The 21,232-nt window shown below is 74.2% G+C and carries 23 protein-coding genes; 9 read left to right on the forward strand and 14 right to left on the reverse strand.

Going from position 1 to position 21,232, the window contains the following annotated elements:
- Positions 1–5: 5 nt before the first annotated feature.
- The 3 genes from ACIQOW_RS19745 to ACIQOW_RS19755 all read right to left on the reverse strand — a co-directional run bounded on the left by ACIQOW_RS19745 (position 6) and on the right by ACIQOW_RS19755 (position 3,934).
- On the reverse strand, positions 6–1,259 hold the full coding sequence (locus ACIQOW_RS19745) for an ATP-grasp domain-containing protein (protein ID WP_401086629.1): 1,254 nt from the start codon (positions 1,257–1,259) through the stop codon (positions 6–8).
- A 105-nt stretch (positions 1,260–1,364) separates the two neighbouring features.
- Positions 1,365–2,621 carry an MFS transporter gene (locus ACIQOW_RS19750; protein WP_401086632.1) on the reverse strand — a complete coding sequence of 419 codons (1,257 nt, stop codon included), beginning with the start codon at positions 2,619–2,621 and terminating at the stop codon, positions 1,365–1,367.
- 89 nt (positions 2,622–2,710) lie between these two features.
- On the reverse strand, positions 2,711–3,934 hold the full coding sequence (locus tag ACIQOW_RS19755; protein ID WP_401086635.1) for an ATP-grasp domain-containing protein: 1,224 nt from the start codon (positions 3,932–3,934) through the stop codon (positions 2,711–2,713).
- A 443-nt stretch (positions 3,935–4,377) separates the two neighbouring features.
- Between ACIQOW_RS19755 and ACIQOW_RS19760 the strand changes: the two genes are divergently transcribed.
- Positions 4,378–5,583, forward strand: a complete 1,206-nt coding sequence (locus ACIQOW_RS19760; RefSeq protein ID WP_401086638.1) for an acetyl-CoA carboxylase biotin carboxylase subunit family protein — start codon at positions 4,378–4,380, stop codon at positions 5,581–5,583.
- 60 nt (positions 5,584–5,643) lie between these two features.
- On the forward strand, positions 5,644–5,877 hold the full coding sequence (locus tag ACIQOW_RS19765; RefSeq protein ID WP_188295027.1) for a hypothetical protein: 234 nt from the start codon (positions 5,644–5,646) through the stop codon (positions 5,875–5,877).
- 77 nt (positions 5,878–5,954) lie between these two features.
- Here ACIQOW_RS19765 and ACIQOW_RS19770 read toward each other — a convergent pair whose 3' ends face one another.
- The 3 genes from ACIQOW_RS19770 to ACIQOW_RS19780 form a co-directional block, all read right to left on the reverse strand.
- Positions 5,955–7,556 (reverse strand): sigma-70 family RNA polymerase sigma factor, encoded by a 1,602-nt coding sequence (locus ACIQOW_RS19770; protein WP_401086642.1) that lies wholly within the window; start codon positions 7,554–7,556, stop codon positions 5,955–5,957.
- A 176-nt stretch (positions 7,557–7,732) separates the two neighbouring features.
- Positions 7,733–8,743 carry a CAP domain-containing protein gene (locus ACIQOW_RS19775; protein WP_401086645.1) on the reverse strand — a complete coding sequence of 337 codons (1,011 nt, stop codon included), beginning with the start codon at positions 8,741–8,743 and terminating at the stop codon, positions 7,733–7,735.
- A gap of 115 nt (positions 8,744–8,858) precedes the next feature.
- On the reverse strand, positions 8,859–9,338 hold the full coding sequence (locus ACIQOW_RS19780) for a GNAT family N-acetyltransferase (RefSeq protein ID WP_401086648.1): 480 nt from the start codon (positions 9,336–9,338) through the stop codon (positions 8,859–8,861).
- Between the two features lie 368 nt (positions 9,339–9,706).
- On the opposite strand from ACIQOW_RS19780, the gene ACIQOW_RS19785 reads away from it, so the two are divergent.
- From ACIQOW_RS19785 to ACIQOW_RS19805, 5 genes are all read left to right on the forward strand, one after another.
- Positions 9,707–11,251, forward strand: a complete 1,545-nt coding sequence (locus tag ACIQOW_RS19785) for an ATP-dependent DNA ligase (protein WP_401086651.1) — start codon at positions 9,707–9,709, stop codon at positions 11,249–11,251.
- Positions 11,252–11,519: 268 nt separating this feature from the next.
- Positions 11,520–11,753 carry a ferredoxin gene (locus tag ACIQOW_RS19790; protein WP_401086654.1) on the forward strand — a complete coding sequence of 78 codons (234 nt, stop codon included), beginning with the start codon at positions 11,520–11,522 and terminating at the stop codon, positions 11,751–11,753.
- Between the two features lie 98 nt (positions 11,754–11,851).
- Positions 11,852–13,066, forward strand: a complete 1,215-nt coding sequence (locus ACIQOW_RS19795; protein ID WP_401086657.1) for a cytochrome P450 — start codon at positions 11,852–11,854, stop codon at positions 13,064–13,066.
- A gap of 192 nt (positions 13,067–13,258) precedes the next feature.
- A complete protein-coding gene (locus ACIQOW_RS19800; protein WP_401086660.1) occupies positions 13,259–13,423 on the forward strand; it encodes a hypothetical protein in 165 nt (54 codons plus the stop codon).
- 104 nt (positions 13,424–13,527) lie between these two features.
- Positions 13,528–13,866 (forward strand): hypothetical protein, encoded by a 339-nt coding sequence (locus ACIQOW_RS19805; protein ID WP_401086663.1) that lies wholly within the window; start codon positions 13,528–13,530, stop codon positions 13,864–13,866.
- A gap of 45 nt (positions 13,867–13,911) precedes the next feature.
- Here the strand turns inward: ACIQOW_RS19805 and ACIQOW_RS19810 are convergent, their stop codons facing one another.
- The 4 genes from ACIQOW_RS19810 to ACIQOW_RS19825 all read right to left on the reverse strand — a co-directional run bounded on the left by ACIQOW_RS19810 (position 13,912) and on the right by ACIQOW_RS19825 (position 15,657).
- A complete protein-coding gene (locus tag ACIQOW_RS19810; RefSeq protein ID WP_401086666.1) occupies positions 13,912–14,778 on the reverse strand; it encodes a hypothetical protein in 867 nt (288 codons plus the stop codon).
- Positions 14,779–14,818: 40 nt separating this feature from the next.
- Positions 14,819–15,103, reverse strand: coding sequence for a DUF427 domain-containing protein (locus ACIQOW_RS19815; protein WP_401086669.1), 285 nt, complete (start codon positions 15,101–15,103; stop codon positions 14,819–14,821).
- 61 nt (positions 15,104–15,164) lie between these two features.
- Entirely contained in the window at positions 15,165–15,401 is a 237-nt protein-coding gene (locus ACIQOW_RS19820; protein WP_401086673.1) for a DUF6296 family protein, read from the reverse strand.
- Between the two features lie 10 nt (positions 15,402–15,411).
- The gene (locus tag ACIQOW_RS19825; protein ID WP_401086676.1) at positions 15,412–15,657 is read right to left on the reverse strand and encodes a DUF2277 domain-containing protein; all 246 of its coding nucleotides are present in this window, start codon (positions 15,655–15,657) and stop codon (positions 15,412–15,414) included.
- A 192-nt stretch (positions 15,658–15,849) separates the two neighbouring features.
- On the opposite strand from ACIQOW_RS19825, the gene ACIQOW_RS19830 reads away from it, so the two are divergent.
- Positions 15,850–17,088: an MFS transporter gene (locus ACIQOW_RS19830; RefSeq protein ID WP_401086679.1), complete on the forward strand. Its 1,239-nt coding sequence runs from the start codon at positions 15,850–15,852 to the stop codon at positions 17,086–17,088.
- On the opposite strand, the gene ACIQOW_RS19835 is transcribed toward ACIQOW_RS19830, so the two are convergent.
- From ACIQOW_RS19835 to ACIQOW_RS19850, 4 genes are all read right to left on the reverse strand, one after another.
- Positions 17,075–17,488, reverse strand: coding sequence for a hypothetical protein (locus ACIQOW_RS19835; RefSeq protein WP_401086782.1), 414 nt, complete (start codon positions 17,486–17,488; stop codon positions 17,075–17,077). The genes ACIQOW_RS19830 and ACIQOW_RS19835 overlap by 14 nt on opposite strands.
- Before the next feature lie 228 nt (positions 17,489–17,716).
- Positions 17,717–18,235, reverse strand: a complete 519-nt coding sequence (locus ACIQOW_RS19840) for a gamma carbonic anhydrase family protein (RefSeq protein ID WP_401086682.1) — start codon at positions 18,233–18,235, stop codon at positions 17,717–17,719.
- Positions 18,236–18,292: 57 nt separating this feature from the next.
- Positions 18,293–19,606 (reverse strand): serine hydrolase domain-containing protein, encoded by a 1,314-nt coding sequence (locus ACIQOW_RS19845; RefSeq protein ID WP_401086684.1) that lies wholly within the window; start codon positions 19,604–19,606, stop codon positions 18,293–18,295.
- A 222-nt stretch (positions 19,607–19,828) separates the two neighbouring features.
- Positions 19,829–20,395 (reverse strand): DJ-1/PfpI family protein, encoded by a 567-nt coding sequence (locus ACIQOW_RS19850; RefSeq protein WP_401086687.1) that lies wholly within the window; start codon positions 20,393–20,395, stop codon positions 19,829–19,831.
- Between the two features lie 258 nt (positions 20,396–20,653).
- Here ACIQOW_RS19850 and ACIQOW_RS19855 point away from each other — a divergent pair, with 258 nt between their 5' ends.
- Positions 20,654–21,202 (forward strand): RBBP9/YdeN family alpha/beta hydrolase, encoded by a 549-nt coding sequence (locus tag ACIQOW_RS19855; RefSeq protein ID WP_401086690.1) that lies wholly within the window; start codon positions 20,654–20,656, stop codon positions 21,200–21,202.
- Positions 21,203–21,232 lie beyond the last annotated feature (30 nt).

Genomic DNA, 21,232 nt, shown 5'->3' on the forward strand with positions numbered 1-21,232 from the left:
CTCGGTCAGCCCGCTGCCGGATCCACGGTGAAGCGGACGGAGGCCTCCAGGCTGCGCACCAGCGCCTGGGCCTCCTCCGGAGTGTCCGCGCCGACCGCGATCAGGCCGATCCGGTTGCTGACCGAACGGTGCGGGTTGATGATGTCGCCCGGGCCGACGGTGAGTTCCGCGCGGAGCACACTCGGGTGGGCCAGCACCTCCTCCCAGCCCTCGACCGCCACCAGGCGGCCGGGCCGAGGGGTGAGGAAGCGGATCGCCGCGCCTCGGGTCGGGCGGAGGGCCGCCTTGTCGATCGGGTTGCCCAGCGCGTCGTCGTAGACCAGGCCGAACCACTCCAGGTCCGGGATGGCGTGGGCCAGCAGGCGGTGGATCCAGCCGCCGCCGTTGCGCACGTGGGCCTCGCCCAGGACGACGCCGCGTTCGGTCAGCCACAGTTCGACGTGGAACTGCCCGTGGGTCAGCCCCAGCGCGGTGAGGCCGGCGACGACCTCCCGTTCGATCTCCTTCGCGGAGTGCTCCGGGAGGATCGCGGGGATGACGTACTCGATCTCGAAGAAGTTCGGCGGCGGGAGCAGTTCCTTGGAGGTCAGGGCGAGGAGGTGCGGTACGCCGTCGAGGAAGACGCCCTCCGCGCTGAACTCGGGACCCTCCACGAACTCCTCGACGATGAAGGTGCCGCCGCACCAGTCCGGCAGGAAGTCCAGGGCCTCGGTCAGCTCCTCCGGGCTCTCGATCCGGGTCACGCCCTCGCTGCCCCACATGTCGCGCGGCTTGACCACCCAGGGTCCGGTGGACCGCGCGAGGAACTCGTGCGCCGCCCCGGCGTCCTCGCACACCCGGAACCTCGGCTGGAGGAAGCCCGCGGCGGCGAGAGCGGCCCGCGCCTCGTCCTTCGTGCGGATCCGCCGCACCGCCTCCGGCGGGTTCCCTGGCGCGCCCACCGCGGCCGCGGTCTCGGCGACCGTCTCCAGGGCCAGCTCCCGCAAACCGAACACCACGTCGAACCTGTTGCCCGCCGCGACCTGCTCGCGCGCCCAGGCCGCGGTCACGCCGCGCTCCTCGAAGTCCACGACCGACGTGGCGTCGACGAGTTCGGTGATGGTCGGTGTCGTGGCGAGGGTGGCCGCGTGGTTCGTCACGTGCACGGTCATGCCGCGCTTGCGGGCCTGCTGGACCGCCTGCTCGGCGACGTCGACGGTGAGCCCGAAGATCCCGGCTCCGCCGACGAAGAGGAGCTGCGGGGAAGAGTTGTCGGTCATCTGTGCTCCACGGATGGTCGGGTGGTCGGGTGGTCGGGTGGTCGGGTGGTCGGGGGCGAGGCACGGGGCGCCTCCGGGTCGCGGCGCCGCTCGCCGGTCGGATACCTAGACCTTCTCGCCGTGCGGCTGCTGGTCGGGCAGCTCGCGAAGAGTCCGGACGGGTGAGAGGAGGACGGGCAGGAAGGACGTCGACACGAGGGCGCCGCCCACCCAGAGAGCGGTCTGCACACCGGCCAGTTCACCCAGCAGGCCCGAGAGCCCGGCACCGACCGCGAGCGCTCCGGTCAGCAGGAACCTGAACGTGGCGATCATCCGGCCGAGCAGTGCGTCGGGGGTCATCCGCTGGCGCAGGGTGACGCCGAGAACGTTGTCCATGCCCATCTTGAAGATGTACGTGAACCAGCCCGCTCCGGCCAGGAGCAGCCACGGACCCCGGTCGATCAGTGGCACCAGCAGCCCGGCGGGTGCCAGGTACAGGCCGCCGACGGCGAGGGTGCGCCCGTAGCCGAAACGACCGGCGAGGGGCCGGGCGGAGCGGGCACCACAGAGGACGGCCACCCCGCCGACCGCCCCGAAGAGGCCGAACGCCGCCGACGACAGGCCGAGTTCACGCACGAACACGATGGGGAGCATGGCGGTGACCATGGCGGAACCCAGGTTCACCAGGGTCGCCGAGAGCGCGAGTGCCCGGAGGTGCCCGCTGCCGAAGACGTGACGCACCCCCTCGCCGATCTGTGCCCGCAACGGGACGGCCCCGGTGCGGCCGGGGGGCGTCGCCCTCGCCGTGCGGCGGATGCCGGTCAGCCGCAACCCCGAGGCCAGGTACGCTCCTGCGGTGACCACGAGGGTGACGGGAGCGGTGAGCAGCGCGACGAGTGCGCCACCCGCGCTCCGGCCGGCCATGTTGCCCAGCGCGAGCAGCGTGTTGATGTCGGTGTTCGCCCGGATCAGGCCGTCCCGGCCGACGATCGAGGGCAGCACGCTCTGCGACCCCACGTCGAAGAAGACGGTGGCGCAGCCGTTCAGCAGGACGATCGCGTAGAGGTGGCCGAGGGTGAGCACGTCCAGCCACCAGGCCAGCGGCAGGGTGGCGAACAGCAGGGCCCGGCACAGGTCCGCCGCGATCAGTATCCGCCGGTGGTCGAGCCGGTCCACCCACGCGCCGGCCGGGAGGCCGATGAGCAGGAAGGCGACGCTGCTCAGGCTCGCGAGCGCACCGACCTGGCCGGGGCCGGCGCCGAGGGCCTCGACGGCCGCCAGCGGCACGGCGACGTAGCTGATGTTGGTGGCGAGCTGGCTGAGTACGAACGAGGTGAGCAGCGCGCGGAAGTCGGGTGTCCGCCGGGGGGAGTCGGATCGCATGACGCGATCACCCTGCGGTTGGTCCGGGGCCGAGGTGCTGACGGTGTCCTCCCGTGGTCCTGCGTTCCGGGTGCCGCTGCGGGCCCGGTTCAGAGTTCGTACTCGAAGACGACGCCCGCCTCGGCGCGGTCCAGCACGGCCTGGCACTCCTGCGGGCTGTCGGCCCGGGCGATGAGGAATCCGTAGCGGGCGAAGTACCCGTCGGGCGGCATCAGCATCCGGGTGCCGGGGCCGGCCAGGGCCACCGACTCGTACAGCCCGGCTCCGGGGTCGGCGCCGGGCATCTCCAGCCTGGTCACCGTGCAGTTCGAGGGCGGGCACAGGAAGCGGATCGCGGCCGCCGAGTTCCGGCTCCGGGTGAGGTCCGGGCGGCTGCCGAACGACACGTCCGCCTGGACCAGGCCGGAGTCGACGCCGGTCGCGATCCGCCCGAGGTAGGGGATGAGGTCGCCGCCGAGGCGTCCGTTGACCTCGACGACCACGTACCCGTCCGGAGTGAGCTTGACCTCGGTGTGGGTCATGCCGTGGGTCCAGCCGAGGGCCCGGTGGGTCTCGGCGAGCATCTTCCACAGCTCCTCGTCCGCGAAGAGCGGGTCGTCGGCGTGGACGGTGTGGCCGACCTCCTCGAAGTACGGTTCGCTGCCCAGCTGCTTGCGGGCGATCAGGTACGGCAGGTACTCGCCCTCGAACACCGCCGCGTCGACGCTGATCTCCGGCCCGGTGAGGAACTCCTCGACGAGCACCTCGGCGTGGTTGACCATCCCGGCCTGCCCGGCCGACCGGGTGATCTCCAGGGCCGGGGCGATGTCCTCCCTGGCCGAGACCTTCACGACGCCCTGGCTCGCGCCCATGCTGCGCGGTTTGAGCACCAGCGGGTAGCCGACCCGGCGGGCGACGTCCTCGATCTCCTCCGGAGAGGTCACCAGGGCCACCACGGGCTGGCGGATGCCGGCCTGGGTGAGCAGCTCCCTGGTCACGCTCTTGTCCCGCACCGCGGCCACGGCCCGCGGCGTGGGGCCGGGCACCCCGAGCTCGGCGGCGGCGCGGGCGGCGGCGAGGATGCTGGCCTCGTGGTAGCAGTACACGCCGCGCACGGGGCGGCGGGCGGCCAGTTCACGTGCGGCGCGGGCGACCGTCTCCGGGTCGAAGATGTCCAGGACGGTGGATCCGGCGAGGTGGGGGGTCTGCCAGGTCGGCTCCTCGGAGTCGAACAGCCAGATCTCGCTGCGCTGGGAGGCCGAGGCGATCAGGTACTCGCGGAACTGCTGGTAGCCGCTTCCCAGGACGAGGAGCACACCCTGCGGATCAGTCATCTCTTCTCCCCAACGCATAACGGATTGGCCGGATTCGGGCTGTGAGGAGTTCCTTGCCGTTCGGGAGCGCCCACGTACGCCTGGCGCGTCCGGCGCGCCGGCCCGGTGACCGGAACGACCGGTCTGCCGCGTCGAAAGGCACGGTATGACCACGCCGACTTCACCTGCGTCCACGGGAAGTTCATTCCTCGTAAGCGTCACGCTGACATCGCCCCGCCGGGACTAAGCGATCCGCTTACTTCTGCGCGCCCGCGGCTTCTGCCAGTGTTGATGTTGGTCCGGATGTCCTGGACAGGATCCGGCCGGTCTCGCACGCCCTCCCCACCGGGAGTGGACGGCTGGAACCCGACCGGCTCGGCACGGGGGTATCTCGCGTTCTTCCACCATCGGCGGTCCGGTCAATGCCGCCGAAGTCTGATAACGGAGTGCTCACAGTGAAATCCGTGCTCGTCTTCTCCAAGTGGCCGAGTGTCAGGAACGTCGGTCTCGTCGCCGACCGGCTCCGGGCCCGCGGGCTGCGGTCGGTGCTGGTGTCCTGCCTTCCCGACGACCGCAATCGCGACAGGTGCGACGACCACCTGGTCTTCGACTGGGACAGTGAGGACGTGGCGGCGCTCGTCGCCCGGCTCGACCGGCGCGGCATCGAACCCGTCGCCGTCGTCAACATGGTCGAGCCGTTGATCCCCTGGCAGACCGCGGTGGTCACGCACTACGGCCTGCCGGGCCCCCGCGCCGGCCTCGACGTGCTGGCCAGCAAGTACCTGGTCAGGGAGCGCATGCGGACGCTCGGGCTGTCCGCCGTCCGCTTCTCCGACGACCTGGCGGCGGTGGACTTCTTCCCGGCCATCGTCAAGCCCTCGCGGGAGTCCGCGGCCTCCTGGCTGGTCTACCGGGTGAACGACCCCGAAGCCCTCCTCGCCCATCGGCGCCTGCTGGCCGAACTCGGCGAGACCGGCACCGAGATGATCGCCGAGGAGTACCTGCCCGGCATCGAGTTCTCCGTGGACGGCCTGGTCGTCGGCGGCCGCTTCCACCCGGTCCTGGCCGTCGAGAAACCCGAACACGACGAGATCAGACACCACGACGCGGGGCTCCGGATCCATCCGCCCCAGCAGGACCACGTGCGCGAGGGTGTGCGCGTCCTGAGCGCGACGATCGGCGCCCTCTGCGCCGACCTCGGCCTCGACCAGCTCTGGCTGCACGTCGAGGGCCGTGCCACCCCGGACGGCCGGACGGAGCTGGTGGAGATCAATCCGCGCCCCGGGGGCGGGATGTATCCCACGGTGATCCGCGAGAGCAGCGGAATCGACCCGTTCGAGACGGTCGTCTCCATGTCCCTGGGCGACTTCACCGTCCCGGCGGAGCGACCTGACCCGCTCCGCGCCCTGCCGATCATCGGCTGGGTCGATCTGGAAGCCGAGGAACTCGGTACCGTCGACGTCAGGACCACGGAGGACGATCTGCGCGCGCTGGCCGGTGTCATCGACGCCGAGGTCGTCGACGGCTACCGGGTGACGAGCCTGGAGAAGGAGAACTACTTCCTCCGCTTCGTGATCACCGCCGACTCGGAGGCGCAGTTGCGGGCCCGGACGGCGACCGTCCTGAGCACGCTCGACTTCCGCATCGCGCCACGCCGGCCCGAGGAGTGACGGCGCTGCCGGAGGGGGCCGCAGCCGTAACCCTTCCGGCGCAGCGTCGTTGGACCGGCCATGAAGAAGCGCAGCATGCTCGCCGTCGCCTCGCTCGCCGTCGGTGTCGTGGCCTCCCTCACCGCGCCGAGTGCGCACGCCAGTGCCGTGGGCGGGCAGGAGGGGCTGCCCGGGCCGCTGAGCAGCTCTCCGGACCTGCCGGGGCAGGTCGGTGACGCGGGTGGCGTCTTCGGGCAGGCCACGGGCTTCGTGACCGGGTCGGCGGACGGCCTGGTCGGGGTCACTCCGGCGTAGTCCCGCGGGCCCGTTCGGCGCTGCTCCGTCCTGTCCTTTTCCGTCTCGCGCTGTCCGGTGCTGTCCTGTTCCGGTGCTCAGGACATCGGGGCTCCGAGGTCCTGGGTCCAGTACGGGGTGCCGGCCGGGCTGGTGGCGAAGCCGACGCCGATGTCCTTGAAGCCGCAGTCGAGCATGTTGGACTGGTGGATTCCGCCGTCCATCCAGCGGGCGAAGACCGCGGCCGGGGTGGCCGGGCCCCGGTCGAGGTTCTCGCCCCACTGGGACCAGCGGTAGCCGGCACCGGTGATCCGGGCCTCGGCGCGGATGCCGTCCGGGTTGACGTGGTCGAAGAAGCCCCGGGTGGCCATGTCGTCGGCGTGCTTCTGGGCGGAGCTGTGCAGCCGCGGGTCGATCCGCAGTGGCGCACAACCCGCCTTGCCGCGCTCGGCGTTGACCAGGTCCACCAGTTGGCGTTCCGGGTTGGGCTGCGGGGAGACGGTGCGGGTCGCGGTCGGCGAGGGTGTCGGCGTCGGTGTCGGGCTCGTCGCGGCGGTCGGAGTCGGCACCGGTGTGGGGGCGACCCCGACGGGCGCGACGGCGGCCGTCGGGGTGTCCTGGGCCGCGGTCGGCTGGGTGTCCTGGGCGGCGGCCGGGGCGGTCGGCTCCGGTGCCGTCTTCCGCGGCGGCTCGCCTCCCTGCGGCCAGACCAGGGCCAGGGTGGTCACCGCCACCGCGGCGGCCGCGCCGCTCGCCAGGACGGCCTTGCGGGCCGCGGTGCCGGCCCAGCCTCCGGGACCGCCCGCTCCGGCGTGGGCGCCGGTGCTGCCGTGGGCTCCGGCCCCCGCGCCTTGGCCCGCTCCGGCGGCCGCCGTCGAGGAGGCCGCCGTGGCCGCGGTGTGTTGGAAGTGCAGCAGCACGGGCGAGTCGAGCGGGACCGGCACCAGGGCGAGGCCGGCCAGCAGGCCTTCGGCCGGGAAGAGGTCACGGCCGAGGCGGCCGCAGTCGGCGCAGTCGCGGATGTGACGGGCGATGCGCTTGCGCCAGACCGAGTTCGGGGCGCCGTCGAACCCCGCCGTGAGCTCGGCCAGTCCGGAACAGCGGGGGTAGGCGCCGAGCGCGCGGACCACGACCCGTCCCGCTTCGAGCTGCTTCTTCATCCGCTGCACGCGCACGGCGGTGTGCTGCGGGCTCAGGTCGAGGGCCTCGGCGAGTTCGGCGCGGGTGAGTTCGCCGACCGCCTCCAGCCACCAGAGGGCGAGCAGTTCGCGGTCGTCCGGGTCGAGCCAGCGGGTGGCCTCGGCCACCTCCCGGCGCTGGCCGGACAGACCGAGGCGCAGGATGGTGAGGTCGGTGAAGTCGGCCCTGGGGTCGGCGACCTCCCAGGTCTCGTCCAGCCCGCCGACGGTCGGCTGCTGCCGGCCGTCGGCATGACGGCGACGCACCTGGTTCATGGTGATGGCGACCAGCCAGGACCGGAAGGACCCGGGGTCGCGGAGCCCGTCCAGGCCGTCCAGCGCCCTGATCATGGTCTCCTGCGCCACGTCGTCCACGTCGGCGTGGCCGCCGAGGGCGCGGCCGGCCACGTTGTAGACGAGCGGCAGCCAGGCGGCGACCAGCGCCTCCCTGGCCTGCCGGTCACCTGCCTGCGCCGCGAGTACCAGGGTGCTCCCGGTCCTGTTCTGCACATCAGCGTTCATGGTCCGCACTCCGTCTTGCCGTGTTTCCGTCCGCCGCTGCCTCCTCGGAGACCTGTGGGGAGTGATCAGATAACAACAATGTGCGCGGAATCGGAAAATCGGCCCGGATCGACCGGCTCGGATCAGCCGACTCGATCCGGGCTGCCCGGTCCTGGAGTGGACCGGGCCTGGGCCGGTCATGCCGGGGCGGCGAACACCTGCGTCCACCAGGGACCGTTGGCGCCGGTCCGCACGCCCACGCCGAGCTGCTTGAACGAGCAGTTCAGGATGTTGGCCCGGTGACCGGGGCTGTTCATCCAGGACTCCATCACCGCGGCCGGGTCCTTCTGGCCACGGGCGATGTTCTCGCCCCAGGTGCTCCAGTTGTAGCCGGCGGCCTCGATCCGGTGGTCGGCGTGCTCGCCCTCGGGGCTGGCGTGGTCGAAGTAGTTGCGGTTGGCCATGTCGTCGCTGTGCGACTGGGCCGCACTCGCCAGCCGGGGTTCGGCACTGACCGGGCCGCAGCCGGCCTTGGCCCGCTCGGCGTTGACCAGGTTGACGACCTCCTGCGCGTCCGACGGCGAAGCGCCCCCACCCGCCGGCGGGCCTGCGGGGGCCCGCTTGGCGGCGGTCTGGGCAGCGGTCTGAGCCGTGGTCTGGGCGGCCGCGGCGGTGCGGGTGGCGCTCGGGCTCGCCTTGGCCGCGGAGGCCGTGGCGGTGGGGGTCGGGGTGCCGGCCGGAGTGGCGGCAGCCGACGCCGTCGGGGAGGCCCCGGTGCCGGCGGTCGGGGTGGCCGGGGCGCTCGGAGTCGCCGCCGGGTCGGTGGCGGTGGCGGTTCCCGACGGCGGAAGGTCGGGGTTCGTCCCGCCGGCGCCGGGGACCTGGATGCCCTCGCGCGTGCCCAGCTCGGCCGAGATCAGCGCGTCGGCGGCCAGCGACTGGCCGGCCATGTCGCGGTCGGTCTGCTTGCCGCCGTACGCCGCGTAGCCGGCACCGGCCAGCGCGGCGAACAGTCCGGTGCCGGCCACGACGGCGACGACCGCGGCGACCGGGACGATCCCGCCGCGCCGCCGGCCCCGCCGGCCCCGGCCGGTGTGCCGCTCGGCAGCACGCCGGGCCGCCCGGCCGCCGGCGGGGCCTCGGGCTCCGCTCCCGCTGTCGCCGCCTCCGCTCGCCGGGAGGATGGTCGTCCTGTCGTCGCTGTTCACGTGGCCACGCTTTCTGTTCCGGGTCGACTGGTCGGGTGCCGACACTTGGGAGACCTCCCGGCGGGGCGTCGATAACAGAAATTCCGAACGGATGTCCGGCGGTCGGGCCACGGCCTCAGCTGTCCTGGGTGTCCGGAGCCATGTCGTAGGTGAGGAACCCGGTCCGGGTGGCGACCTGGTCGTACTTGCCACGGGCCCGGTAATTGTCCTCGGAGGTGATCCAGCGGACGGTATTCCACCCGCGTTCGGCCGCGATTTCCCGCAGCCGGCCCAACAGCTCGTCCACCGCCCCGCCACCGCGGACCTCCGGCGCGACGAACAGGTCGTCCAGGAAGCAGCCGACGGCCCCGTGCAGGGGCCGCGAGAACGGACGGTAGTGGGCGAGCCCGACCGGCCGGCCCTCCTCGTCCCTGACCAGCAGCCCCGCCAGCTCGTGCGCGGGGTCGGTGAGCCAGGACCACACCAGCTCGGCCTTCTCCTCCGAAGCCGGCACCCGGTAGAACTCGCAGTAGCCCCGGAACAGTTCACGCCAGGCCGGGTAGTCGCCGGCCTCGGGCGCGCCGACGCTCCACGGGGTCGAGGGGGTGTCGCTCATCTCGCTCTCCAGTCACTCGGGGGCACTGTGAGCCCCCCAGCATGGCGCCCCGTCGGGCCACCACCGATCACCGCCCCGGCCAGGACCACCGCCCGTGCACGCCACTGCGTCGCCTTGCCGAAGCCGTACGGGTCGGCCCCGGCCCCGAAGCCGGGCGGGCGCCGCCGGGACGGAGCACCTCGGCGTGGCCCGTGACATCCCGGCCGCGCGGGCGACGTCCCGCATGGTCGCACCACGATCCGGTGGGCGGCGGCCCGACCGGCTCCCGGCGCTCCCCGGGATGCCGCCCGGGGCACGGACCACGCGCGCGGTGGTCGTGGTGCGGGGGTGGGGACCGGGGCCGAAGCTGGGGGGGTGGAGGTGGTGGTGTGCCGGGGTTGTGGCGGTTGGCGTCGGTGTCGCGGGAGGTGGCGGCGGAGGCGGGGCGGCGGGCGAAGACCGGGTTGCTGGCGCAGTGCCTGCGGGAGCTGGGGCCGGTGGACGGGGCAGCGGCGGTGGCACTGCTGTCCGGGGAGTCGCAGCGGCTGCGGACGGGGGTCGGGCCGGCCGCGCTGCGGGGGTTGCCGGAGCCGGCGATGGAGGCGTCGCTCGGGGTGCGGGAGACGGAGCGGGAGCTGGAGCGGATCGCCGGGGTGCACGGCGCCGGGGCGCAGGCGGAGCGGCGGCGGCTGGTGCACGGGCTGTTCGCGCGGGCGACCGGGGTCGAGCAGGAGTTCCTGCGGGCGGTGCTGGTCGGGGACCTGCGGCAGGGGGCGCTGGACGCGGTGGTCGGGGACGCCGTGGCGCAGGCGGCCGGGGTGCCGGCCGCGGCGATGCGGCGGGCGCTGATGTTCCGGGGATCGGCCCGCGCGGTGGCGGAGGCGGCGCTGACCGGCGGGGTGGCCGCGCTGGAAGCGTTCCGGCTGGAGGTGGGACGGGCGGTGCGGCCGATGCTGGCCTCCTCCGCGCCGGACGTGGCCACGGCGCTGGAGCGCACCGGTCCGGCCGCGCTGGAGTGGAAGCTGGACGGCATCCGGATGCAGGTGCACCGCGAGGGCGGACAGGTCGCGGTGTTCACCCGGAGCCTGGACGACGTCACCGCGCGCGTCCCCGAGGTGGTCGAGGCCGCGCTGGCGCTGCCGCTGCGCTCGGCGGTGCTCGACGGTGAGGCGATCGCGCTCGGCCCCGACGGGCGTCCGCGCCCGTTCCAGGAGACCGCCGCACGCGCCGCCTCCCGCCGGGACCCGGACCGGCTGCGCGCCGAAGTCCCGCTCGCCGCCTACTTCTTCGACCTGCTGCACCGGGACGGCGAGGACCTGGTGGACCGTCCGGGCCGGGAGCGCTGGGCGGCCCTGGCCGAGGCGGTGCCGGACGGCCTGCGGGTGGCCCGGGTCGAGACCGGCGACGCCGAGCGGGCGCTGGCCTTCTTCCGCGAGACGCTGGCGCTCGGCCACGAGGGCGTGCTGGTGAAGGACCCCGCGGTCGGCTACGCGGCCGGGCGGCGCGGCACGGGCTGGATCAAGGTGAAGCCCCGGCACACCCTGGACCTGGTGGTGCTGGCCGCGGAGTGGGGCAGCGGGCGGCGCCGCGGCTTCCTCAGCAACCTGCACCTGGGGGCCCGGGCGACGGACGAGGCCGGGACGGGCCCGTGGGTGATGCTCGGCAAGACCTTCAAGGGCCTGACCGACGAGACGCTCGCCTGGCAGACCGCCGAGCTGCTGGCCCGGGAGACCGGGCGGGACGCCCGGACGGTGCGGGTCCGGCCGGAACTGGTCGTCGAGATCGCGTTCGACGGGGTGCAGCGCAGCCCCCGCTACCCGGCCGGCCTCGCCCTGCGGTTCGCCCGAGTGGTGCGCTACCGGCCCGACAAGGCCGCCGCCGAGGCCGACACCGTCGAGGCGGTCCGGGCGATCGCCGCCGCCGAAGGGCTGTGAGCCGGGCGGTCGTCCGGACCCACCGCCCGCGGCCCGGACGCGAGCGCCGGACGCCAGGACACGGTGCTCCCGGCCCCGCATCCGCCGACTGACGCTCATTCAAACCTCTTGCCCTGCACGGAAGATACGACGGGAACCGAATCGGCCATTCTCGGTGATCCCGCCCCGGAACCCTCCGTGAACGGAACAACGGCGGGTTAGGTTGGCAGGGACCATGAGAAGGCGGCCGCCGGGCAGCCGGCGGCGCACTGGCGAGAGGTGCCCCACCATGCGGGTGAGTGTCGACCGGGACCGCTGTTGCAGCTCCGGGATGTGCGTCCTGAACGTCCCCGAGGTCTTCGACCAGGACGACGAGGACAGTCTGGTGAAGCTCCGTCAGACCACCTTCCGTCCCGACCAGTTCGAGGAACTCAGGCTGGCCGCGCAGCTCTGCCCGGGTGGCGCGATCACCGTGGTCGAGGCGGAACCGTACGGCACCCCGACCGCCCCGGCCGAGGGCTGACCGGCCCGGTCACGGCCACCGCACCACGGCGCGCCCCCACCGGCGTCCGCGCCACCGCACCCCCATCGGAGAAGATCGCCACGCAAGGAGACCCCGCCTTGACGAGCACACCCACCCACCTCACCGCCCCGTTCCCGGCCCCGCACTCGGCCGGCTGTCCGTTCGGCCCGCCGCCCGCGTACACCGAGGCCGCCGCCACCTCCCAGCTGTCCCGCATCGACCTGCCCGGGGGCGAGCCCTGCTGGCTGGCGACCGGCTACGCCGAGGTCCGCACCGTGCTGTCCGACCGCCGGTTCAGCGCGGACGTACGCCACCCCTCCTTCCCGGTGCTGGTCCCCGGCGTCCGGGAGCGGATCGTCGAGAACCCGAGCTTCCTGCGGCTCGACGACCCCGAGCACGCCCGGCAGCGCCGGATGGTCACCGGGGACTTCCTGGTCAAGCGGGTCGAGGCGATGCGCCCGGACATCCAGCGGATCGTGGACGAGGCGCTGGACCGGATGACCGAGGGCCGCACCGAGGCCGACCTGGTCGCCGGCTTCGCACTGCCCGTCCCCTCGCTGGTGATCTGCCTGCTGCTCGGTGTGCCGTACGAGGACCGCGAGTTCTTCCAGGGGGTCAGCCGGACGCTGCTCACCAACACCAGTACGGTCGAGCAGCTCCTCGCGGCCCAGGACGAGCTGCTGGACTACCTGGAGGCGCTGACCGCCAGGAAGCGGGCGCGGCCGGAGGACGACATCCTCAGCCGGCTCGCCGTCCGGGACGACCTGACCCCGCGCGAGGCCGCCGCCACCGGCATCCTGCTGCTGGTCGCCGGGCACGAGACCACCGCGAACATGATCGCGCTCTCCACCGCCCTGGTGCTGGACCGGCCCGAGCAGATCGCCAGGCTGACCGACCCGGCCACGGTGCCCGGCGCGGTGGAGGAGCTGCTGCGGCACCTCACCATCGTGCACACCGGGGTGCCCCGGGTGGCACTGGAGGACGTCGAGCTGGGCGGCACGACGGTCAGGGCCGGGGAGGGCGTGATGGCGATGCTCTCCACCGCCAACCGGGACGAGGAGGTGTTCGGCGGCGCCGGCCGGCCGCCGACCGACGAGCTGGACCTGGACCGGGACGCCCGGCGGCACATGGCCTTCGGCTTCGGCGTCCATCAGTGCCTCGGCCAGCCGCTGGCCCGCGCCGAGCTCCAGATCGCGCTGGCCACGCTGTTCCGCCGGCTGCCCGGGCTGCGGCTGACCGTCCCGCGCGAGGAGCTGGCGTTCCGCACCGACTCGTTCATCTACGGGATGCGGTCACTGCCCGTGACCTGGTGACGACCTGGTGACGACCTGGTGACACCCTCGTGGCGCCGCGTCGCGCCGCGCCCTGGCACCGGCGGGGCGCCGGGGATCACCCGGCTGGCCCCGGAGCCGGGGCGGAGGCAGGCTGTAAGGGCGAAGTGACACCACCGGCCCTGCCGCGCCTCCGGCCCGGCGCCCGGGACGGCCGAGGAGACGGAGCCCGCGATGACCGACATGAGCGACCGGTCCAAGGTGAGCACCGAGGAGGACGAGGACGTCCGCGCCGCGGACCCCGAGGAGGGCGTCCCCTCGATGCAGAACCTGCACGCCCAGGACACCTCCCAGGCGGAGGGCGCCCCGATGCCGGACGAGCCCGGCCTGTCCGGCTGACCCGTCCGCCGTACCGAACCGACCGCCCGGTGGGACCGGGCGGTCGCCGCTACCGCAGGTGTCGCTGCTCCGGCGGCGGGCCACCCGCAGGGGAGGATAGGCGCATGACCGAACACGACCAGAGCAACCGCCAGGCCCGGCCACCCGCGGACCCGCGCACGTCGTGGGCGACCTGGACCACCCAGTCGATCATCAGCGGCCCCGGCGGCGTGACCACCACGGAGATCGGCCCGATCTCCGGCGACCTCACCGTGCACACCACCTGGGTGGACGGCGAGGCTCGGCTGACCGTCCAGTACACCGGCGCCTTGGACTGGTACACCGTCGTCGGCAGCCCGGTACGGGCGGCCGACGAGACCACCGCGCGGACGATCCACCAGGCGATGGTGCACGGCGTCAAGGCCGGCGGGGGCGCGACCGCCCCGGCACCGCCGGAAGCCTAGGAGCCCCGGGCCCGGGAACCCTGGGCCCCGCCGCGAGGAGCCGGTTCAGGGAGTCGGCTCGGCCTTCGGCGGCGGCGCGGCGGCGGTCCAGTACCCGGGGTCGGCGGGGCGGCGGGGGCGCAGGTCCTCACGGACCTCGTCGGCCAGGCGCCGGGTGTCGCGGCGGTTCATGGTGGCGCCGATGCCGGCGCCCACCAGCAGCGGGGTCACCGACGGCAGGCGGCGCAGGGAGCTGCGGGTCAGCCGTCGGCGGACCTGCTGGCGGACCTCCGAGCCGAGCGCCAGCGCCGCGAAGCCGGCGGGGCGGACCAGGAAGGACGCGTCGATCCCGCGACGGTTGGCCCAGGCGCCGAGGTAGGCGCCCGCCCGCTGGGTGGCGGTGCCCTGCGCCGGGGTGCCGTAGACCTCGTGCAGCTCGGCGATCAGCTTGACCTCCACCGCCGCCACCGCGAGCGTCTCGGCCGCGATCTCCACCGGCATCGCGGGCGGCACCGGAAGCATCGCCGCCGCGCCGACCCCGGCGCCGAGCGCGCTGGAGGCCCGGACCGCGCCGGTGACCAGCAGGTCGGCCAGCTGCTCGGGGAAGGCCGCGGCCGGGTGCTGGGCCCGCAGGGTGGCGAGGTCGCGCACCGGGATCCGCGGCGCCGCCTGCACCAGCTGTTCGGTCATGGCCCTGCCGCCGTACGCGGCGCCCTTCGCCGCGCCCCTGGCGGCGGCCCGGCCGCCGCTGCCGAGCAGCCGGGCGGTGTGCAGCACCACGGCCCGGCCGCGGCCGCGCTGCTTCGCCGCGTACTCGGCGACCTGACCCCTGCCGAGCGGCTGCTCGGCCTCCTCGACCAGCTCGGCGAGCCGCTCGGTCAGGTCGGGTCCGGGGGCCGGCCGGGAGCGGCCCGGCCTGCGGAAGACTGCCATGGGAACCCCTTTCACTGCGGCACCGCCCGGCAGAGCCGGACTACTCGACGACCTCCACCCCGCGCCAGAACGCCACCCGGCCGCGCACCTGCTCGGCCTCGGGCGACGGGTCGGCGTAGAACCAGGCGGCGTCCGGGTTGGTCCGCCCGTCCACCTCCAGGGTGTAGTAGCCGGCGGTGCCCTTCCAGCCGCACACCGTGGTGGTCCCCGAGGGCCGCAGGTACTCGGCGCGGACCGCCTCAGCCGGGAAGTAGTGGTTGCCCTCGACGACGACGGTGCGGTCGCTCTCGGCGATCACGATGCCCTGCCAACTCGCTGTGGTCATAGGGCGATTGTGCCCGAAGCAGGGCCCCCGGCGCCGGCGCCTCCGGGGAGCGGCCCGGCGGTCAGGACAGCGGGTGGGCATGGACCGGCAGGTGCGGGCTCTGGTGGCCGCCGCTGGCGAGCATCCTGACCTCGCCGGCGTCGCTGATCTCCGCCCGGACGATCCCGCTCTCGTCCTCGTACACCGGATGGCCGCCCGGGCCGGTCGCGTCGGTGCGGGTGACCACCACGACGTCCTGCGGGGCCTGGGTGCCGGGGGTGCCGGGGAAGGTGAGGGCGTAGCGCTCGGCGGCGTTCATCACGGCCCGCCTACCCGACGGCCCGGGCCGGCTCGACGGCCCCGACGTGCGAGCCGCGGACCTCCAGCTCGGCGAGCAGCCGGGCGGTGGCCTCCGCGACCGCGTCCACGGCCCGGTCGAAGGCCTCCCGGTTGTGCGCGGCGGGGGCGCGGAAGCCGGACACCTTGCGGACGTACTGGAGCGCGGCGGCGCGGAAGTCCTCCTCGTCGGCGTCGGGCGTGACGGGAGGTCGCAGCGTCTTGATGTTGCGGCACATGCTCCCAGTCTCGCGCGCGGGAGCCGCGTCGGCGACCCCCGTTCGTCACGCGCACCTCACGGAGCCGTCATCCGGCCGGATTAGGATGCCGGACGAACGAATTCGTCCCACCACCTCATCCCGCCACCCCGTCCCGCCTTCCCCTCGCCGCGCACTCCCCCGGTCCGTCGGCATCACTCCGGAGTCACCCCCTTGCCTCTCGCGCTGCTCGCGCTGGCCGTCACCGCGTTCGCCATCGGAACCACCGAATTCGCCGCCATGGGGCTGCTCCCCCAGGTCGCCGACAGCCTCCACGTCTCCATCCCGCAGGCGGGCTGGCTGATCTCGGCGTACGCGCTGGGGGTGGTGGTCGGCGCCCCGCTGCTCACCGCGCTGGCCGCCGGACGGCCGCGCAAGGCGGTGCTGGTGGCGCTGGCCGCGCTGTTCGCGACCGGCAACCTGCTGTGCGCGATGGCCCCCGACTTCTGGACGCTGGCCGCCGCCCGGCTGATCACCGGGCTGCCGCACGGCGCCTTCTTCGGGGCGGGCGCGGTGGCGGCGGCCGAGCTGGTCCGGCCGGACCGGCGGGCCCGGGCGGTGGCCGTGATGTTCTCCGGACTGACCGTCGCCAACATCGTCGGCGTCCCGGCCGCCACCCTGCTCGGCCAGCACCTCGGCTGGCGGGCGACCATGCTGGTGGTCGTGCTGATCGCCGTCGCCGGGACGCTCGCCATCGCCCGGCTGGTGCCCGCGCTCCCCTCCCCCGGCCAGTCCGGGCTCCGGCACGAGCTGCGGGCCTTCCGCAGCGGGCAGCTCTGGCTGGCGCTGGCCACCGTGGTGTTCGGCTGCGGCGGCTTCTTCGCCTGCTACAGCTACATCACGCCGCTGCTCACCGAGGTCTCCGGGTACGCCACCGGCTCGGTGACCCTGGTGCTGGCGCTGTTCGGGGTCGGCATGACGATCGGCAACGTGCTGGGCGGCTTCGCCGCCGACCGGGCGCTGCGCCCCACCGTCTGCGCGGCCTTCGTGCTGCTCTCCGCCACCCTGGCGCTGTTCGCGGTGAGCGCGCACACCCGCTGGTCGGCGGCCGTCACGGTGGTGCTGATCGGGCTGTTCGGCTTCGCGATCGTGCCCGCCGTGCAGACCCTGGTGCTCCAGAAGGCGCGCAGCGCACCGACCCTGGCCTCGGCGACGGTGCAGGGCGCCTTCAACCTGGCCAACGCCCAGGGTGCGTACTTCGGCGGGCTGGCGCTGGACGCCGGGTACGGCTGGACCGCGCCGACGCTGGTCGGCGCGGTCCTGGCGGCCACGGGGACGCTGGTCGCGGTGCTCGCCTGGGTGGTCGACCGGCGCCGGCCCGCGCCCGTGGCGGTGGAACCGGCGGCGGCCGGTCCGCACGAGCACGCCGGTGCCCGTGCGGACGCCCGTGGGCCCTCGGTCAGCGCACGGTGACGGTGAACACGGGGGAGGCGGTGCTTCCGCTGATGATGCGCAGCTCGTTCAGGCCCTTGATGCCGAGCTTCGCGCCGAGCGAGTAGGAGCCGTCGGCGGTCGTGCGGACGGAGGCGGGCAGAGTCACCCAGGCGCCGTTCTGCTTCTGCTGGAGGGTCACCGTGCTTCCCGCCGGGAGGCCGGTGGTCGTGCCGGTGACCCGGAACAGCTGCCACGCCTGGACGGAGGAGACGGACGGCTGGGCGGTGATGCCGGCCTGCGCGGCGGCCGGCTGCACGGCGGCCACGGGCCGGGAGTCGGCCGCGGGGGCGGCGGCCACGGCGGTGCCCGCCAGGGTGAGGGAGAGCGCGCCGAGGGCGGCCACGGCGGCCAGGCGCAGGGAGTTCCGCTTGGAGACGATCACGGGTGGACCTCTTTCCAGGGAGGGTTCGACCCGAAGGCACAGGTGGTGCGGTTCGGGCTCCGTCATCTGTGGGGACGCCCCGCCCCCCTCCCCGGTTGTGGACGGACTGTCACCACCCTGTAACAGTACGCGACTCCACGGGTGTCGGAGCTCGCCCCGCGGCTCCCGGAGGTTCACCGGTTCCCCGAGGCGGGCTCCGACCGGCCCGGCCGGACGGCGTTGCGGCTAGATCTCCCCGTGCGCCTCGGCGAGCAGCTGGTAGCCGGCGCCGTTGGCCTTGATGCCCGCCTTCTCGTCCTCGGTCAGCTCGCGGCGGACCTTGGCCGGGACGCCGGCGACCAGTGATCCCGGCGGGACGGCCATGCCCTGCGGCACCACCGCGCCGGCCGCGACCAGCGAACCGGCGCCGATCCGGGCGCCGTTGAGCACGGTGGCGTTCATGCCCACCAGCGCGTCGTCCTCGACCGTGCAGCCGTGCAGCACCGCGTTGTGGCCGACCGAGATCCGTTCGCCGACCACCAGCGGGAAGCCGGGGTCGGCGTGCAGGGTGCAGTTGTCCTGGATGTTGCTGCCCGCGCCGACGGTGATCGACTCGGCGTCCCCGCGCAGCACCGCGCCGTACCAGAGGCTCGCGCCCGCGGCGACGGTCACGTCCCCGACCACGACGGCGTTCGGCGCCACGAAGGCGCTCGGGTCGACGGCCGGCACCTTGCCCCCGACTGCGGCGATCAGCGGCTCTGCCATGTCTCGTCCTCCTGATGACGGTGGGCGGTTGTGTCGCCGGTCAGCGTAGGGGGTCGGTCACGGCGCCATGCGGGCGAGGTCGGTTCCGGCGGCCGTCGGCCGGACGCCGCACAGCGCGGTCGTGATCACCTTGTTCCAGGCGGCGTTGGCGGCGTCGTCCGGGGCGTCGTAGACGGTGGTGCTCCCGGCGAACTCGCGCCTGCCGTCCGCCGAGCCGAGCATCATCGTGCTGTAGCCGGGGATGCCGCCGGCGTGGCCCCAGAAGGAACCGCAGGGGGTGTCCAGGCGTTGCAGTCCGAGGCCGTAGGTCCGGCCCTCGCCGTGGTCGGTGGTCTGTTGCATGGCGGCGAGTTCGGCCGGGCGCAGCAGGCGGCCGCCGAGCAGGGCGTCCAGGAAGGTGGTCAGGTCGGCGGTGGTGGAGACGCCCGCGCCGGACGGGCCGGCCATCGAGGGGTTGAACAGGGTGACGTCGACCGGGCCGGTGCCGGCCTTGTAGTAGCCGCGGGCGTGCGGGCCGGGGAGGAAGGGCGAGTCGCCGGGCATCCGGGTGCCGGTGAGGCCGAGCGGGCGGATGATCCTGCTGGTCACCTCCTCGTTCCAGCCGCGGCCGGTGAGCTTCTCGATGACCATCCCGACCAGGATGTAGTTGGTGTTGGAGTACTGCCAGTCCTGGCCGGGCGGGAAGGCGGGCGGGTAGCGCTTGGCGATGTCCACCAGGTCCTGGAGGCCGTAGTGCTTGAAGCGGCCGCCGGCGAGCCACTCCGGCCGCCGGAAGTCGAAGGCCTGGTCCTGGGTGTAGTCGGCGACGCCGCTGGTGTGGTTGAGCAGTTGCCGGACGGTGATGGCGCTGCTGTTCGGGACGATGCCCGGCAGCAGGCACTCCAGGCGGTCGTCGAGGTCCAGCCGGTGTTCGCCGACGAGCTGGAGCAGGGTGGTGGCGACGAAGGGCTTGGTGGCGCTGCCGATCCGGAAGGAGCCGCGCGGGTCGGCGGGCCGGCCGGTGGCGAGTTCGGCGACGCCGGTGGCGTTGCGCCAGACCAGCCGGCCGTCCTCGCGGACGGCGCCGAGGGCGGAGGTCGCGTAGCCGGGGTCGGTCATCCCGGCGAGGGCGGCGTCGGCGGCCGCCCAGTCGGCGTGGCGCTCGGGGGTGTCGCCGGCGCCGGCCCGGGTGGCGGCGCCGGCGTGCGGGGCGCCGCAGCCGGCGGCGGGACGGCCGGCGGGCTGGGCGGCGGCGGCCGGGGCCAGTGCGGCCAGCAGGCCGGCGCCGACGGCGGCCGCGATGGCGGTGCGCAGGGCCGGCCGGTTGCGCGCGGTGGCCGGAGCGGTCCGGGTGGCCGTCGGAACGGTCGGAAGGGTCGGGGCGGCGGTCATGCCGGCCTCCCTGGTCTGGGTGGTGGGAGTCGTCAACCGGAGCGTGGCCCCCGGCTGTTGACACTCTGTCAGAGCATCGGGTGGCGGTCATCGACCGATGGGCGGTGGCCGACCCTGATCGCACCCGGAACGGACCCGGAGCCGTACCCCGAGACGGCTCGGGGTACGGCTCCGGGAGGAACGGCTCCGGGAACAGCCGTGGGAACGGCGGCGGGGCGTGCGTCAGGCGAGCGGCGCCTTGGTGCGCAGGACCTCGATGAAGGCCCGCAGCCACGCCGGGTGGTCGGGCCAGGCGCGGGCCGAGACGACCACGCCGTCCACCACCGCCTCGCCGTCCACGAACTCGGCGCCCGCCGCCCTGACGTCCGGGGCGAGCGCGGGGTAGGCGGAGGTGCGGCGGCCGTCCAGCACGCCGGCGGCGGCGGTGATCAGCGGGCCGTGGCAGATCTGGGCGACCGGCTTGTCACCGGCGAAGAAGTGCCGGGTGATCCGCTGCACGTCCGGGTCGTTGCGCAGGTACTCGGGGGCGCGTCCGCCGGGGATGACCAGGGCCACGTAGTCGGCCGGGTCGACGTCGGCGAAGGCCAGGTCGGCGGGCCAGGTGTAGCCGGGCTTCTCGGTGTAGGTGTCGAACCCCTCGACGAAGTCGTGCACCACGAACTGGAGCCGCTTCCTGCTGGGTGCCGCGATGTCGACCTGGTAGCCCTCCTCGCGCAGCCGCTGGTACGGGTAGAACACCTCCAGTGACTCGGCGGCGTCTCCGGTGACGAGCAGGATCTTCGATGTCATCGCCGACATCCCTCCACGTGGTCGAGCCTCAGGTCGGGTGCGGGCCCCGGTCGGTGGCGGCCGGCCGGGGCCCGGTCCAACCTCCCGTACCGGCGACACGGTTGGCAACGGGGCGCACCGGGCGCACAACGGCGCATGCGGAGGTGTTCGCGCCGGTTGCACGGGGCGCGCGCCGGTTGCACGCCCGGCTGCGGGGGCGGTCGGACCGCGGCCTAGACTCCAGTGCTGCCCACGACCGTCCCCCTCCCGGAGGAGCCCATGCCGGACCGCACCACCTACCTCGTCCTCCCCGGCTACCGGAATTCCGGGCCCGGGCACTGGCAGACCCGCTGGGAGACGGCCGAGCCGGACTCGTTCCGCCGGGTCGTCCAGGCGGACTGGGAGCACCCGGAGCGGGCCGACTGGGTGGCCCGGGTGGACGCGGCGGTGGCCGAGGCCGCCGCCGAGGGCCCGGTGGTGCTGGTCGCCCACAGCCTGGGCTGCGTCGCGACGGCCCACTGGGTGGCCACCGCGCCCGCCGAGCGGACCGCCGCCGTCCGGGGCGCGCTGCTGGTGGCCCCGGCGGACGTCGACACCGCCGAGGTCCCCGAGCTGCTGGGCTTCCGCCCGGTGGCGCTGGAGCGGTTCCCGTTCCCGGCCGTCGTGGTCTCCTCGACCGACGACCCCTGGGTGCGCGCCGAACGGGCCCGGGCGTTCGCCGCGGCCTGGGGAGCCCGGTACGTCGAGCCGGGAGCGTACGGGCACCTCAACTCCGACTCAGGGCTGGGCGACTGGCCGGAGGGCCGCAAGCTGCTCGCCGAGCTGTGACCGCGCCGACGGGGGAACCGGGCGCGGGGG

This window comes from Kitasatospora sp. NPDC091335, assembly GCF_044757205.1.
In the GTDB taxonomy this organism is placed as follows: Bacteria; Actinomycetota; Actinomycetes; order Streptomycetales; family Streptomycetaceae; genus Kitasatospora.